Raw genomic sequence first — 14,749 nt, 5'->3', positions numbered from 1 at the left:
CGAACATGACCGACGCATTGAACTGGAAACCCGCCGCAGCCCCCCAGGCCGAGCCCATCGACGGCCGCTTCATCCGCCTGGAAAAGCTCGACCCGGCGCGCCATGGCGACGACCTCTGGGAGGTGCTGCAAGGCCCGGCGGCCGACCCGGCGCTGTGGGACTACCTGCCCTATGGCCCGTTCATCGAACGTGCCGCCTTCGACCGTTGGCTGGAAGGCAACGCCGCTGGCCGCGACCCACTGTTCTACACCGTCATCGACCGCGCCAGCGGCCAGGCCCAGGGCATCCTGAGCCTGATGTCGATCGTGCCCGACCACGGCCGCATCGAAATCGGCCACATCGCCTTCGGCGCTGCCATGCAGCGTACGCCCAAGGGCACCGAGGCGGTGTATTTGCTGGGCAAGCTGGGCTTCGAGCTGGGCAACCGCCGGCTGGAATGGAAGTGCAACAACGCCAACGCACGCTCCAAGCGTGCGGCGGAGCGGTTTGGCTTTGTCTATGAAGGCGTGTTCCGCAAGCACCTGGTGGTGAAGGACCACAATCGGGATACGGCGTGGTATTCGATTACCGATGATGAGTGGCCGGCGGTGGTTGCCGGGTTCGAGCGGTGGTTGAGCGATACCAACCAACAACCTGGAGGTCAGGTAGAAACACTTGAGGCATGCCGTAAAGGTTGAGGGTTGTGTTGGATCAGCCGGCCTATTAGCGGGTAAACCCGCTCCCACAGGTACAACACTGACCTTAGGCTTGCGGGGTCCTGTAGGAGCAGCCTTGTGCTGCGAAGAGGCCGGCAGATTCAACGCAAAAAAAAGGGGAGCATCCGCTCCCCAGAGGTAAACCGCTTTTAGATGAGGGCTTATCTCAGCCCTCGATCTCGATCAGGATCTCGCCCGGTGTCACGCGGTCGCCCTTGGCCACGTGGATGGCCACGACCTTGCCAGCGATACCCGCCTGCACTTCGGTCTCCATCTTCATGGCTTCGGTGATCAGCACGGCCTGGCCGGTCTTGACCATGTCGCCTTCCTTGACCAGCACATCGACGATGTTGCCTGGCATGGTGGTGCTGACATGGCCCGGGGCACTGGCCTGCTTGCGCTTGCTGCTGCCGCCGCCGACGAATTCGTTGAGCGGCTCGAACACCACTTCTTCCGGCATGCCGTCGATCGACAGGTAGAAGTGGCGCTTGCCTTCGGCCTTCACGCCCACACCGGTGATGTCGACGCGGTAGGTTTCGCCGTGCACGTCGATAACGAACTCGGTCGGTACGCCTTCACCGCTGTGGGACGCCACTGCGCCCGCTTCAGGAATTGGCAGCAGGACCTCAGGGGTCAGGGTGCCGGCTTCGCGTTCTTCGAGGAACTTGCGGCCAATGTCCGGGAACATGGCGAAAGTCAGCACGTCTTCTTCGCAACGGGCCAGGGCGCCGATATCGGCACGCAGCTTGGCCATTTCCGGCTTCAGCAGGTCGGCCGGGCGCACGTCGATCACTTCTTCACTGCCGATCGCCTGACGGCGCAGCTGCTCGTTGACCACGCCCGGAGCCTTGCCGTAACCGCCTTGCAGGTACAGCTTCACCTCGTTGGTGATGGTCTTGTAGCGCTCGCCGGCCAGCACGTTGAAGAACGCCTGGGTACCGACAATCTGGGAGGTCGGGGTTACCAGCGGTGGGAAGCCGAGGTCTTCACGCACGCGCGGGATCTCAGCCAGCACTTCGTTCATGCGGTTGAGGGCGCCCTGCTCCTTGAGCTGGTTGGCCAGGTTGGAAATCATGCCGCCCGGTACCTGGTTGACCTGCACGCGAGTGTCCACGGCGGTGAACTCGCTTTCGAACTGGTGGTACTTCTTGCGCACGGCATAGAAGTACAGGCCGATTTCCTGCAGCAGCTCCAGGTCCAGGCCGGTATCGAATTCGCTGCCCTTGAGCGCGGCAACCATCGACTCGGTACCCGGGTGGCTGGTGCCCCAGGCGAAGCTGGAGATGGCGGTGTCGATGTGATCGGCGCCGTTTTCCACAGCCTTCAGCTGGCACATTGCGGCCAGGCCGGCAGTGTCGTGGGAGTGGATGAACACCGGCAGCGACTGCTCGGCCTTCAAAGCCTTGACCAGTTCGCCGGTGGCGAACGGGGTCAGCAGGCCGGCCATGTCCTTGATCGCCACCGAGTCGCAACCCATGGCTTCCATCTGCTTGGCCTGCTTCACGAAGGCTTCGATGGTGTGTACCGGGCTGGTGGTGTAGGCGATGGTGCCCTGGGCGTGCTTGCCGGCAGCCTTGACCGCTTCAATGGCCACGCGCAGGTTACGCACGTCGTTCATGGCATCGAAGATGCGGAACACGTCGATACCGTTGACCGCTGCCTTGGCGACGAACGCCTTGACCACATCGTCGCTGTAGTGGCGGTAGCCCAGCAGGTTCTGGCCGCGCAGAAGCATTTGCAGGCGGGTATTGGGCAGCGCCGCGCGCAGCTTGCGCAGGCGCTCCCACGGGTCTTCCTTGAGGAAGCGCACGCAGGCGTCGAAGGTGGCGCCACCCCAGACTTCCAGCGACCAGTAGCCGACTTTGTCGAGCTTGTCGCAGATCGGCAGCATGTCTTCGGTACGCATGCGGGTGGCCAGCAGGGACTGGTGGGCGTCGCGCAGGATCGTGTCGGTTACGTGAATTTTCTTGGACATTATGGGGTTCCTCACAGGCCTGCGTGGGCGGCGATGGCAGCGGCGATGGCCAGGGCCAGCTCTTCGGGTTTGCGCTTGATCGAGTAGTTGGTCAGTTCCGGGTGGCTTTCGACGAAGCTGGTGTTGAACTGGCCGCTACGGAATTCGGGATTGCGCAGGATTTCCTGGTAGTACGCGGCGGTGGTCTTCACCCCTTGCACGCGCATGTCGTCCAGGGCCCGCAGGCCGCGGTCCATGGCTTCTTCCCAGGTCAACGCCCACACCACCAGTTTCAGGCACATGGAGTCGTAGAACGGCGGAATGGTGTAGCCGGTGTAGATCGCCGTGTCGGTACGCACGCCCGGGCCGCCGGGGGCGTAGTAACGGGTGATCTTGCCGAAGCTGGGCAGGAAGTTGTTCTTCGGGTCTTCGGCGTTGATGCGGAACTGCAGCGCGTAACCGCGGTGCTGGATGTCTTCCTGCTTGACCGACAGCGGCAGGCCCGAGGCAATGCGGATCTGCTCACGGACGATGTCGATACCGGTGATTTCCTCGGTGATGGTGTGTTCCACCTGCACCCGGGTGTTCATTTCCATGAAGTACACCTCGCCATCGGCGAGCAGGAACTCCACGGTACCGGCGTTCTCGTAGTTCACTGCCTTGGCCGCACGCACCGCCAGATCGCCGATGTAGGCGCGCTGTTCGGGGGTGAGCTGTGGGCTCGGGGCGATTTCGATAAGCTTCTGGTTGCGGCGCTGGATCGAGCAGTCGCGCTCGAACAGGTGCACGACGTTGCCAAAGCTGTCACCGAGGATCTGCGCCTCGATGTGCTTGGGGTTGACGATGCACTTTTCCAGGAACACTTCCGCAGAACCAAAGGCCTTGGTAGCCTCGGAGATGACGCGGGGGAAGTTCTGTTCCAGTTCTTCACGGCTGTTGCAACGGCGAATACCACGGCCGCCACCACCAGAGGTGGCCTTGAGCATGACCGGGTAACCGATGCGGTCACCTTCACTCAGGGCTTCGTGAATATCGGCAACGTTGCCTTCGGTACCCGGGGTTACCGGTACACCGGCGGCAATCATGGTGCGGCGTGCTTCGGTCTTGTCGCCCATGCGGCGAATGACCTCGGCGGCCGGGCCAATGAACTTGATCCCGCGCTCGGCGCAGATCTCTGCCAGTTCAGCGTTTTCCGACAGGAAACCATAGCCCGGGTGCAGGGCATCACAGCCGGTTTCCACAGCCAGGTTCACCAGCTTGCGCGGGTTCAGGTAACCGGCCAGCGGCTCGGCACCAATGCTGTGGGCTTCGTCGGCGCGCTTGACGTGCAACGCGTGGCGGTCGGCGTCGGAATAGATCGCCACCGAGCGAATGCCCATCTCGGCGCAGGCACGCACGATCCGAACTGCAATTTCACCTCGGTTGGCGATCAGGATTTTTTTTATCACTGGAGTCTTCCCAAAGCCGTAGGAACAGTCGAGCCGGTTCTCCCGGTCGGCGCGTGACCAGACGTTGCTGGCCAGTCGCACATTCACCCTAGCGCTGTAGGTTGATAAACAAAAATCAATATTTGTTAGGGGCTGTATTAGCAAAAGCTTATAGTGCGGTAACAAGGTGTTGCCGAAGGGCGGATAAAAATGCGTAAGTCCTTGATGCGTATGACTTTGCGTCAATTGCAGATCTTCAACGAGGTATGCGATTTGCGTTCGTACAGCCGTGCGGCGGAAGAGATGGCGCTGACGCAACCCGCCGTTAGTCTACAGATCCGCCAGCTCGAAGAGCTGATCGGCCAGCCGCTGTTCGAGTACGTGGGCAAGAAGCTCTACCTGACCGAAGCTGCCGAGGCCTTGCAACGCGCCAGCCGCGATATCTTCGGGCGCCTGGAGAGCCTGGACATGCAGCTTTCGGACATGCAGGGTTCATTGCAGGGGCAGTTGAAACTGGCGATCGAATCCAGTGCCAAGTACTTCGTGCCACACCTGTTCGCGGCCTTCAAGCAGCGTCACCCGGAGGTAAACCTGACCCTGACGGTGGTCAATCGCGCCCAGGCCATCCGCCGCCTGTCGGACAACCGCGACGACCTGATCATCATGTCCATGGTGCCGCAGGACATGGGCCTGGAGTTTCTGCCGTTCCTCAACAACCCGATCGTCGCGGTGGCACCGCCCGAGCACCCGCTGTGCAAGCTGGAGCAACTGCGCCTGCAGGACCTGGAGCCTCATACCCTGCTGGTCCGCGAACAGGGTTCGGGCACGCGCAAGGCTTGCGAGGAATACTTCAAGGACAAGCGCGTGCATTTCACCCAGACCCTGGAGGTGGCCTCGGCCGACGCCCAGCGCGAGTGCGTGATCGCCGGCCTGGGCATTGCCATGCTTACCCGCCATGCGGTCAACCTGGAGCTGGCCACCGGTGTGCTGAGGGAGCTGCCCGTGGAGGAACTGCCGCTGTACCGCAGCTGGTGCGTGGTGCAGTCCAAGGCCAAACGGCAGTCGCCGGTGGCCTTGGCTTTCCTGGCGTTCATCCGCAGCGAACGTGCGCTGATCAGCGCGCTGGTTGAGCGTTTTTCGGGGAGGCTGCTGCCGACGCCTGCCAGACCGTGAGCTCTTGCAGCTCGGGGTAGTCCACTAGTTCGCGGAGCAGTTGACGTTGGTCGCAATAGCTCTCGATCGCGCGGCGGTATTCCATGCGGCGCTGATCCTTTTCCTGCTGCTTGCGAGCCTTGGCGCTGGGTTGGTACGTACCGTCGAAGTCACGAGCCATTGCCTGTCTCCCAGATAGGATGCGGGAGTTTCAGACTGGCTTGAGTGGTTTACGGTTTGGCTGTGGAATGGTGACAAAACAGTGAATTTTTGCTGCCTGTGCTGGCCCTATCGCAGGCAAGCCAGCTCCCACAGGTACTCCACAGGACTCGAGGCCTGTGGTGACTGTGTGGGAGCCCGGCTTGCCGGCGATAGGGCCAGCACAGGCAATGCAGATCAGTCGTCGGTAGCCTTGATCGACTTGGGCGACAAGCGCAGGCTGCGCAAGCTGCGCTTCACACTCTTCAGGTGGTTGACCAGGCTCGGCCCGCGCGCCATGGCAACGCCCATGGCCAGCACGTCGATCACCACCAGGTGGGCGATACGCGAGGTCAGCGGGGTGTAGATTTCGGTGTCTTCATGCACGTCGATCGCCAGGTTTACCGTCGACAGCTCCGCCAGTGGTGTCTGGCTGGGGCACAGGGTAATCAGGTTGGCGCCGCTCTCACGGACCAGGTTGGCGGTGATCAGCAGGTCCTTGGAACGGCCCGACTGGGAAATGCATACCGCCACATCACCTGGCTTCAGGGTCACCGCCGACATCGCCTGCATGTGCGGGTCGGAATAGGCTGCCGCGCTGAGCAGCAGGCGGAAGAACTTGTGCTGGGCATCGGCCGCTACCGCACCGGAGGCGCCAAAGCCATAGAACTCCACACGCTGCGCCTGGGCCATGGCGGTCACCGCCTGCTGCAACGCCTGCGGGTCGAGGTGCTCGCGCACTTCCATCAGGGTGTGCAGCGTGGTGTCGAAGATCTTCAGGCTGTAGTCGGCGACCGAGTCGTCTTCATGGATGGCGAACTGGCCGAAACTGGCCCCCGCAGCCAGGCTCTGCGCCAGCTTCAGCTTCAGGTCCTGGAAGCCCGAGCAACCGATCGCGCGGCAGAAACGCACGATGGTCGGTTCGCTGATACCCACGCTGTGCGCCAGGTCGGCCATGGAGCTGTGCATGACGGCAGCCGGGTCGAGTAGCACGTGGTCGGCTACTTTGAGTTCCGATTTGCGCAGCAGGTGGCGCGATTGGGCGATATGTTGCAACAGATTCACAGGCTGGACTCGGTTATGATCGGCTGGCCGGGTTGTAGCTATCTTGTAGTTATACTACATGGACGCCAACCCGCCCAGTTAAACGAACGTGGAGAGTGGTGGTTTGACTATTCCTTGCGACATTCTGGTCTTCGGCGGCACCGGCGATCTGGCCCTGCACAAACTGCTTCCGGCGCTCTACCACCTGTTTCGCGAGGCCCGTCTGAACAACGCCGTGCGCATCATCGCGCTGGCACGACGCAACTTGCCACGTAACGATTATCTCAAGCTCGCCGAGCGCCATTGCCGGGCACAAATTGCCCGCAACGACTTCGACGAAGAGGTCTGGCAGCGGTTTTCCGCGCGGGTCGACTATTTCGCCATGGATGCTTCGCAAAGCGCCGACTTCGGCCGCCTGGCGCGCTACCTGGGCGAACCCGGCGGCTTGACGCGCATCTTCTACCTGGCCACCGCCCCCAACCTGTTCGTGCCGATTGCCAAGCACCTGCGTAACGCCGGCCTGGCCGACGCCGAAGCGCGCATCGTGCTGGAAAAGCCGATCGGCCACTCGCTGGAATCGGCTACCGCCATCAACGAAGCGATTGGCGCAGTGCTGGAGGAAAATCAGGTATTTCGCATCGACCACTACCTGGGCAAGGAAACCGTGCAGAACCTGATGGCCCTGCGTTTTGCCAACGCCCTGCTGGAGCCGGTGTGGCGCAACAACCAGGTCGACCACGTGCAGATCAGCGTTTGCGAGACCCTGGGGGTAGAGAACCGCGGCGCCTACTACGACCGCGCCGGGGCGACCCGCGACATGTTGCAGAACCACCTGCTTCAGCTGCTATGCCTGGTGGCCATGGAGCCCCCCGCGCAGTTCGAGGCCGAAGCGGTGCGTGACGAGAAGGTGAAGATCTTGCGGGCCCTCAAGCCCATCACTGGCCAGGACGTGCAGGACAAGACCGTACGTGGCCAGTATGGCGCCGGGCGCATCGGCGGCCAGGAAGTGCCGGCCTATTACTTCGAAAAAGACGTCGACAACGACAGCGACACCGAAACCTTCATCGCCATCGAGGCGCACATCGACAATTGGCGCTGGGCGGGCGTGCCCTTCTACCTGCGTACCGGCAAGCGCATGGCACGGCGCTCATCGCAGATCGTCATCCAGTTCAAGCCGGTGCCGCACGAGCTTTTCAATGGCGGCCAGGTCAACCAGCTGCTGATCCAGCTTCAACCGGACGAACGCATCAGCCTGCGCATGATGACCAAGAGCCCGGGCAAGGGCATGCGCCTGGAACCTGTGGACCTGGACCTGAACCTGGCCCAGGTGTTCAGCCAGACCCGCCGCTGGGACGCCTACGAGCGCCTGCTGCTGGATGTGCTGGAGGGCGACTCGACGCTGTTCATGCGCCGCGATGAAGTGGAAGCGGCCTGGGCCTGGATCGACCCGATCATCAAGGGCTGTGAAGAGCACTTCCAGGCACCGCGACCGTACCCGGCAGGCAGTAACGGGCCGGAGCAAGCCAACAGCCTGCTGGCCAGGCACGGCAGGCACTGGCATAGCTGAAGCACTGCCCTGCTCCCGTGGCAGGCTAAAGGGCAGAAAGTAGCCCCAGCGCGCTGGCGCTACTTTCAACCCGAGACAGGAGCAGACAATGGCTACTATCACCAACCTCGTTGCACTCAACGACATCGCCCACGGCAAGCAGGTTTTCAGGGTTCATGGCACCGTTACGGTCGCCTCTCCGGCCATCGAACCGGTGCTGGTCGAGCCCAAGCTGCGCCACCGGGGTGGCTGGGAAGTGCTGGAGCTTCAACTGCTGGATAGCGGCGCAATCACCCCGCAGGTGCTGACCGAAAAAGCCGTGGTTTTCGAACGTGCAGGCGGCACTGGCTGGAAAACCGTGGAGATCATCCATGCCGACGGTTCGCAGCGCTGCGAAATTCGCACCATCGAGGCGATTGACTGAACCACTGCCTGCCAGGCCGCCCGAGCGGTGGCCTGGCACCTGCCATCGGCTCGATAAACGGGCATGCGGCAGGTGAATATTTATACAGTAGAGGTTTGCCCCATTTCCTGCCGCACCCTAGAATGGCCCGATGCGCACAGACGACCTCTCCCTCCTGCTGAATTCCCTCAACGATGCCCAACGCCAGGCCGTAGCGGCCACGCTCGGGCGTCAACTGGTGCTTGCTGGCGCCGGTTCCGGTAAAACCCGCGTGCTGGTGCACCGCATTGCCTGGCTGATCCAGGTGGAGCAGGCATCGCCGCACTCGATCCTGTCGGTGACCTTCACCAACAAGGCCGCGGCAGAAATGCGCCAGCGGATCGAGCAACTGCTGGGCATCAACCCGGCGGGCATGTGGGTCGGCACCTTCCACGGCCTGGCCCATCGCCTGCTGCGGGCCCACTGGCAGGAAGCACGGTTGGTGCAGAACTTCCAGATCCTCGACAGCGACGACCAGCAGCGCCTGATCAAGCGGGTGATGCGCGAGCTGGGCCTGGACGAGCAGAAATGGCCGGCACGCCAGGCCCAGTGGTTCATCAACGGGCAGAAGGACGAAGGCCTGCGCCCACAGCATATCCAGGCCGGGGGCGACCTGTTCCTGTCGACCATGCGCGACGTCTATACCGCCTATGAGCAAGCCTGCGAGCGCGCCGGGGTCATCGACTTCTCCGAGCTGCTGCTGCGCGCCCTGGACCTGTGGCGCGACCACCCGGGCCTGCTGGAGCACTACCAGCGGCGCTTCCGCCACGTGCTGGTGGACGAGTTCCAGGATACCAACGCCGTGCAGTACGCCTGGCTGCGCCTGCTGGCGCGCGGCGTTGACAGCCTGATGGCGGTGGGCGATGACGACCAGTCGATCTACGGCTGGCGCGGTGCCAAGATCGAGAACATTCACCAGTACACTGCCGACTTCCCCGACGCCGAGATGATCCGCCTGGAGCAGAACTACCGCTCCACCGGCGGCATCCTCAAGGCGGCCAACGCGCTGATCGCCAACAACAGCGGGCGCCTGGGCAAGGAGCTGTGGACCGACATGGGCGAAGGCGAACCGCTGACCCTGTACGCGGCCTACAACGAGCACGACGAAGCGCGCTACGTGGTGGAAACCATCGAGAGCCTGGTCAAGCAGGGCAATGCGCGCAACGAGATCGCCATCCTGTACCGTTCCAACGCCCAGTCACGGGTGCTGGAAGAGGCCCTGCTACGCGAGCGCATCCCATACCGCATCTACGGTGGCCAGCGCTTCTTTGAACGCGCCGAAATCAAGAACGCCATGGCTTACCTGCGGCTGATCGAAGGCCGTGGCAACGATGCCGCCCTGGAGCGGGTGATCAACGTGCCGCCACGTGGCATTGGCGAAAAAACCGTCGAAGCCATCCGCGAGCACGCCCGCCACAGCCAGCTGTCGATGTGGGAGGCCATGTGCCAGCTGCTCGCTGCCAAAGCCCTGAAAGGCCGCGCGGCCAGTGCCCTGGGTGCGTTCATCGAGCTGATCGAGGGGTTGGCGGCGAAGGTCGTGGACATGCCACTGCATACCATGACCCAGACCACTATCGAGCAGTCCGGGCTGATCATCTATCACCAGGAAGAAAAGGGTGAGAAGGGCCAGGCACGGGTAGAAAACCTTGAGGAACTGGTCAGCGCAGCGCGCAACTTCGAGTCCACCGAAGAAGACGCCGACCTCTCGCCACTCTCGGCGTTCCTCGGCCACGCCTCGCTCGAGGCAGGCGATGCCCAGGCCGACGAGCATGAAGACAGCGTCCAGCTGATGACCTTGCACAGCGCCAAGGGCCTGGAGTTCCCGTATGTGTTCCTGGTGGGCATGGAAGAAGGCCTGTTCCCGCACAAGATGAGCTTGGAAGAGCCTGGCCGCCTGGAAGAGGAACGCCGCCTGGCTTATGTGGGCATCACCCGCGCCATGCGCCAGCTGGTCATGACCTACGCCGAAACGCGTCGCCTGTATGGCAGCGAGACCTACAACAAGGTGTCACGTTTCGTACGCGAAATTCCGGCAGGCCTGGTTCAGGAAGTGCGCCTGTCCAACAGCGTCAGCCGCCCGTTCGGCGGGGCCAAGACGGCCACGAACAGCAACCTGTTCGCCAATGCCAGCATTCCGCAGACCGCGTTCAACCTGGGCCAGCGTGTTCAGCATGCGGTGTTTGGCGAGGGTGTGATCCTCAACTTCGAAGGCTCCGGCGCCCAGGCGCGGGTGCAGGTGAATTTTGCCGAAGGCAGCAAGTGGCTGATGCTGGGGTATGCCAAGCTCGAGGCCATCTAAAAGCCTGCGCAGTCCCTTGTAGGAGCGGCCTTGTGTCGCGATAGGGCCGCAAAGCGGCCCCACAATCATGGCGTTGACACTGATATCTCGGGGCTGCTTCGCAGCCCTATCGCGACACAAGGCCGCTCCTACAGGTCCGTCATAAGCACCTTGTAACATTCAGGCAAAAGCTCGAAACATTATGTCGCTGGTCATGTGCCCGGGAACCTGTGCACCATGACGCGCGTGCAATCCACAACAGGGGATATCCCACTTATGCAACGTTTTCTTAGCATCGCTCTGGCGCTCTGCGTCGGCCTGACGCTGAGCCTGGACGCCAACGCCAAGCGTTTTGGCGGCGGCAAGAGCTCGGGCTCCGCGCCTATTCACCAGACCCGCCAGGCCACGCCAACCACGCCTGCCGCCGCGCCGACCGCACCTGGCCGTGCCGCCCCGGCCGCCAGCGGTGCTTCGCGCTGGTTGGGCCCTCTGGCCGGCCTCGCCGCCGGTGGCCTGCTGGCTTCCATGTTCATGGGCGACGGTTTCGAAGGCTTCCAGATCATGGACTTCCTGATCGTGGCGCTCATCGCCTTCCTGGTGTTCCGCTTCATCGCCGCGCGCCGTCGCCAGCAGCAGCCGCAAATGGCCATGCCGGGCCATGCGCCGATGCAGCGTGAAGCTCACGCGCAGCCTGCCCAGCCGTCGATCTTCGGTGGTTCGGCCGCACCTGCTGCCGCAGCCGCCCCGGTGATCAACGCCCCTGCCTGGTTCAACGAGCAGAACTTCCTGGCTGCTGCCCGTAACCACTTCCAGGCGCTGCAGCAGCACTGGGACGCCAACGAGATGGACAAGATCGCCGAGTTCGTCACCCCGCAGATGCTCGAGTTCCTCAAGCGCGAGCGCGCCGAACTGGGTGATGGCTTCCAGTCCACCTACATCGACAACCTCGAGGTACAGCTGGACGGTGTCGACGACCGCGCCGACCGTACCGACGCCACCCTGACCTTCCGTGGCGTGTCGAAGAACTCGCGCTTCGACCAGGGCGAAGTGTTCAGCGAAAGCTGGCACATGGTTCGCGCCCAGGGCGAAAACCAGCCTTGGCTGGTGGCCGGTATCCGTCAAAACGGCTAACCGCTGCGTGCTGCACAAAAAACCCCGGGCCTGTCCCGGGGTTTTTGCTTTTGCCAGAGTGGCCTACTAGGGTATAACGCGCAGCGTTGTCATCTAGGTCAGAGGAAGTGAACCGTGGAAGAAGTGATCGAACAACTCCGTGAAGCCAACGAGCCAGTGCCGGTGCCCCTTGAGCTTCCCGACGAGGACCAACTGGTCGAGATCGAAGAAGAGCTGTTCATCAACATTCCGTTCGTGTTCAAAGAGTTCCTGCTGACCGTCAGTGACGTGGTGTATGGCTCACTGGAGCCGGTGACCGTTACCGACCCACAGTCGCATACCTACCTGCCAGAAGTCGCCGCCAACGCCTGGGATGCCGGCGTACCACGTGACCTGATTCCACTGTGCCAGGACGGCGACAACTACTACTGCGTCGAAGAGGATGGCACCGTGGTGCTGTGGGATGCCGAAGAGGAAATCGTCGGTGAAGACAGCTGGGAATCGGTGTGGCACTGGGCGCGGGATGTCTGGTTGGAGAGCTGATCTCTATTCCATTGCCCAGGCCGTTCTCATAGAACTGCACATGACTGATTGATTTAGCAGGGTCTCTGTGGGAGCGGGCGCGCCCGCGAACACCGGCGCAGCCGGTGCCAACCCCGCGCTGAATTCTTCGCGGGCACGCCCGCTCCCACAGGGGCCGCGTCGCGCTTACGAATTGAGCTCTGGGGTCTGAGACAGGAAAGATATGGCCCAGTGCCATCAATGTAGTTAAAATCGCCAGGCTTTCTGCGCCTGGCGACATCGCTACCGCTCCATCCCCTCGGACGACGGTGAAATCTTGCGCAGGGAGCATTGCCCCTTCAGTGCGTATTCTCGCGGCTGTTCTCCAGCGTCTCCAGCAAGGCAATCTGCATGCGCGTATGCACGCGGATAAACCAGCGCCACAGCAAGGCCACCACCACCGCAGCCACCACGGCAATCACCAGCAGCAGTTCGCTGGTTGGCAGAATGCTCGCCGACAGCGCCGACAGCAGCAGGAAAATCACCAGCAGCGACAACAGCGGGATCACCTCGGCAATCACACGGCGCACGCGCTGGGTATGCCGCCCGGCCGTTTCTGGCTTGACGCCCATCTCTGCCAACAGCATCGACAGCGCCTTGAGCTTTCGATAGGCGGCAATCAGGAATGGCAGCGACAGCAATAGCGCTGCGCCCCAGATCAGCGCTTTCTGTTGGCTGGCATCGCTGACCCACTCGCTGAGCCAGTTGCCGATCCGCCCGGCGAAATAGCCACCACTGAAGAAGATGGCGATCACCAGCGCCAGGTTCACCCCAACCTGCAACAGGATGCGCCGGATCATCGCCGCGAGCATGGCGCCCTCGCCCTGCGGCTGGATGCTGCGCAACCATTCGCCATACAACGACAACACCCGCGCCAGGCGGCTGGGCACCACCTTGCCCAGCTTGAGCGACAGCGGGTCGGCGGCACGGATCAGGTAGGGTGTCAGCAGCGTGGTGATTGCCGATACCGCCACAGCCACCGGGTACAGGAAGTCGCTGGTCACCTGCAGGGTCATGCCCAGCGCGGCGATGATGAAGGAAAACTCGCCAATCTGCGAAAGCCCCATGCCCACCCGCAGCGATGTGCGCCCGTCATTTCCGGCAATGAACGCGCCCATGCCACACGACAACATCTTGCCCAACACCACCGCCAGGGTAATGACCACGATCGGCCAGGCGTAGTCGATCAGCACCTGGGGGTCGATCATCAGGCCGATGGCGACGAAGAAGATGGCGCTGAACAGGTCGCGTACCGGTTCGATCAGGCTCTCGATTTTCAGCAACTGGCGCGATTCGGCCATGATCGCGCCAATCAGGAAGGCGCCAAGCACCATGCTGTACTCGAGCTTCACCACCAGCAGGCAGAAGCCGAAGCACAGGCCCAATACGGTTATCAGCAGCATCTCGTTGCTTTCGAACCTGGCCACGTAGGCCAGCAGGCGCGGCACCAGCAGGATGCCGATGACCAGCGCAACGATCATGAACAGCGACAGCTTGCCGACAGTGGAGAACACCTCGCCCGAGCTGACCGTGCCGCTGACGGCGATGCCCGACAGCAGGGCGATGATGCCGATACCGAGGATGTCCTCGACTATCAGCACGCCGAATATCAGCTGGGCGAAACGCTCGTTCTTCATCTTCAGGTCGTTGAGCGCCTTGACGATGATGGTGGTCGAGGAAATCGCCAGGATGGCGCCGAGGAACAGCGAATCCATGGTGTTCCAGCCGAACCAGCGGCCGATCTCGAAGCCGATCCAGATCATCAGCACGATTTCCAGGAACGCCGCGATGAACGCCGTGGCGCCTACCCTGAACAGCTTGCGCAAGCTGAATTCGAGCCCCAGGCAGAACATCAGGAAGATCACCCCCAGCTCGGCGAGGGTCTTGATGGTGTCTTCGTCGTGGATCAGGCCGAACGGTGGGGTGTGCGGGCCGATGATGAAGCCGGCGACGATGTAGCCCAGCACCACAGGCTGCTTGAGGCGGTGAAAGAGAATGGTGACCACGCCAGCAACCAGCATGATGACTGCCAGGTCCTGGATGAAGCTGATGGCATGCATGGCGTGATACTCCTTTTCTCGTCCGTTGCTGGATGCCTGGGCAGACCGCTCCTCTGCCAAGGCAACCCCGAGCGAGCAGCAAGTACATACTGTTTGAATGCAGGAAAAGCCCATGTTGCATGGGTGTAGTCAGGTTAACATCGCACCCCGCCGCAAAAAGGCGGTGCAATATGCAGAAACAGATCGGCTGGAAAAGCGCCGCTGATGGCATGATCGGCGTGACGATGGAGCGTCAGCCAACGTCCCGTACCAGGAAGGCAAATTCAAAAGAGGGGAACAGAA

At 62.2% G+C, this 14,749-nt stretch carries 12 protein-coding genes; 7 read left to right on the top strand and 5 right to left on the bottom strand.

Going from position 1 to position 14,749, the window contains the following annotated elements; genetic code table 11:
- The first annotated feature begins 5 nt into the window (after window positions 1–5).
- On the top strand, window positions 6–677 hold the full coding sequence (locus ABIB24_RS09920; protein WP_354316389.1) for a GNAT family N-acetyltransferase: 672 nt from the start codon (window positions 6–8) through the stop codon (window positions 675–677).
- A 184-nt stretch (window positions 678–861) separates the two neighbouring features.
- Here the strand turns inward: ABIB24_RS09920 and oadA are convergent, their stop codons facing one another.
- Window positions 862–2,670, bottom strand: coding sequence for a sodium-extruding oxaloacetate decarboxylase subunit alpha (oadA, locus tag ABIB24_RS09915; protein ID WP_025341144.1), 1,809 nt, complete (start codon window positions 2,668–2,670; stop codon window positions 862–864).
- Window positions 2,671–2,681: 11 nt separating this feature from the next.
- On the bottom strand, window positions 2,682–4,097 hold the full coding sequence (locus ABIB24_RS09910; RefSeq protein WP_013974837.1) for an acetyl-CoA carboxylase biotin carboxylase subunit: 1,416 nt from the start codon (window positions 4,095–4,097) through the stop codon (window positions 2,682–2,684).
- 189 nt (window positions 4,098–4,286) lie between these two features.
- Between ABIB24_RS09910 and ABIB24_RS09905 the strand changes: the two genes are divergently transcribed.
- Entirely contained in the window at window positions 4,287–5,249 is a 963-nt protein-coding gene (locus tag ABIB24_RS09905; protein WP_137162683.1) for a LysR family transcriptional regulator, read from the top strand.
- On the opposite strand, the gene ABIB24_RS09900 is transcribed toward ABIB24_RS09905, so the two are convergent.
- Both ABIB24_RS09900 and hexR read right to left on the bottom strand, forming a co-directional pair.
- The gene (locus ABIB24_RS09900; protein WP_080563834.1) at window positions 5,191–5,409 is read right to left on the bottom strand and encodes a PA3496 family putative envelope integrity protein; all 219 of its coding nucleotides are present in this window, start codon (window positions 5,407–5,409) and stop codon (window positions 5,191–5,193) included. The two genes, ABIB24_RS09905 and ABIB24_RS09900, sit on opposite strands and share 59 nt — an antisense overlap.
- Window positions 5,410–5,624: 215 nt before the next feature.
- Window positions 5,625–6,491: a transcriptional regulator HexR gene (gene hexR / locus ABIB24_RS09895; protein ID WP_011536461.1), complete on the bottom strand. Its 867-nt coding sequence runs from the start codon at window positions 6,489–6,491 to the stop codon at window positions 5,625–5,627.
- A gap of 103 nt (window positions 6,492–6,594) precedes the next feature.
- On the opposite strand from hexR, the gene zwf reads away from it, so the two are divergent.
- From zwf to ABIB24_RS09870, 5 genes are all read left to right on the top strand, one after another.
- Window positions 6,595–8,037 (top strand): glucose-6-phosphate dehydrogenase, encoded by a 1,443-nt coding sequence (zwf, locus tag ABIB24_RS09890; RefSeq protein WP_025341145.1) that lies wholly within the window; start codon window positions 6,595–6,597, stop codon window positions 8,035–8,037.
- 88 nt (window positions 8,038–8,125) lie between these two features.
- The gene (locus tag ABIB24_RS09885) at window positions 8,126–8,440 is read left to right on the top strand and encodes a hypothetical protein (protein WP_274079283.1); all 315 of its coding nucleotides are present in this window, start codon (window positions 8,126–8,128) and stop codon (window positions 8,438–8,440) included.
- A gap of 130 nt (window positions 8,441–8,570) precedes the next feature.
- Window positions 8,571–10,757 (top strand): DNA helicase II, encoded by a 2,187-nt coding sequence (gene uvrD / locus ABIB24_RS09880; protein ID WP_274079282.1) that lies wholly within the window; start codon window positions 8,571–8,573, stop codon window positions 10,755–10,757.
- Between the two features lie 255 nt (window positions 10,758–11,012).
- A complete protein-coding gene (locus tag ABIB24_RS09875) occupies window positions 11,013–11,867 on the top strand; it encodes a Tim44 domain-containing protein (protein ID WP_013974842.1) in 855 nt (284 codons plus the stop codon).
- Between the two features lie 114 nt (window positions 11,868–11,981).
- Complete coding sequence (locus tag ABIB24_RS09870; RefSeq protein ID WP_025341149.1) at window positions 11,982–12,389, top strand: SMI1/KNR4 family protein; 408 nt, start codon at window positions 11,982–11,984, stop codon at window positions 12,387–12,389.
- 317 nt (window positions 12,390–12,706) lie between these two features.
- Here the strand turns inward: ABIB24_RS09870 and ABIB24_RS09865 are convergent, their stop codons facing one another.
- Window positions 12,707–14,467: a cation:proton antiporter gene (locus ABIB24_RS09865; RefSeq protein WP_274079281.1), complete on the bottom strand. Its 1,761-nt coding sequence runs from the start codon at window positions 14,465–14,467 to the stop codon at window positions 12,707–12,709.
- Between the last annotated feature and the right edge of the window lie 282 nt (window positions 14,468–14,749).

The sequence above is a fragment of the Pseudomonas sp. UYEF17 genome (assembly GCF_040546125.1).
GTDB lineage: Bacteria > Pseudomonadota > Gammaproteobacteria > Pseudomonadales > Pseudomonadaceae > Aquipseudomonas > Aquipseudomonas putida_Z.
This window is presented reverse-complemented; position numbering and strand designations above follow the sequence as displayed.

Bases quoted from the DNA above. Each gene is read 5' to 3' on its own strand.
- uvrD (WP_274079282.1), top strand. From the start codon at position 8,571: ATGCGCACAGACGACCTCTCCCTCCTGCTGAATTCCCTCAACGATGCC.
- ABIB24_RS09865 (WP_274079281.1), bottom strand. From the start codon at position 14,467: ATGCATGCCATCAGCTTCATCCAGGACCTGGCAGTCATCATGCTGGTT.
- ABIB24_RS09885 (WP_274079283.1), top strand. From the start codon at position 8,126: ATGGCTACTATCACCAACCTCGTTGCACTCAACGACATCGCCCACGGC.
- oadA (WP_025341144.1), bottom strand. From the start codon at position 2,670: ATGTCCAAGAAAATTCACGTAACCGACACGATCCTGCGCGACGCCCAC.
- ABIB24_RS09920 (WP_354316389.1), top strand. From the start codon at position 6: ATGACCGACGCATTGAACTGGAAACCCGCCGCAGCCCCCCAGGCCGAG.
- ABIB24_RS09905 (WP_137162683.1), top strand. From the start codon at position 4,287: ATGCGTAAGTCCTTGATGCGTATGACTTTGCGTCAATTGCAGATCTTC.
- ABIB24_RS09900 (WP_080563834.1), bottom strand. From the start codon at position 5,409: ATGGCTCGTGACTTCGACGGTACGTACCAACCCAGCGCCAAGGCTCGC.
- ABIB24_RS09875 (WP_013974842.1), top strand. From the start codon at position 11,013: ATGCAACGTTTTCTTAGCATCGCTCTGGCGCTCTGCGTCGGCCTGACG.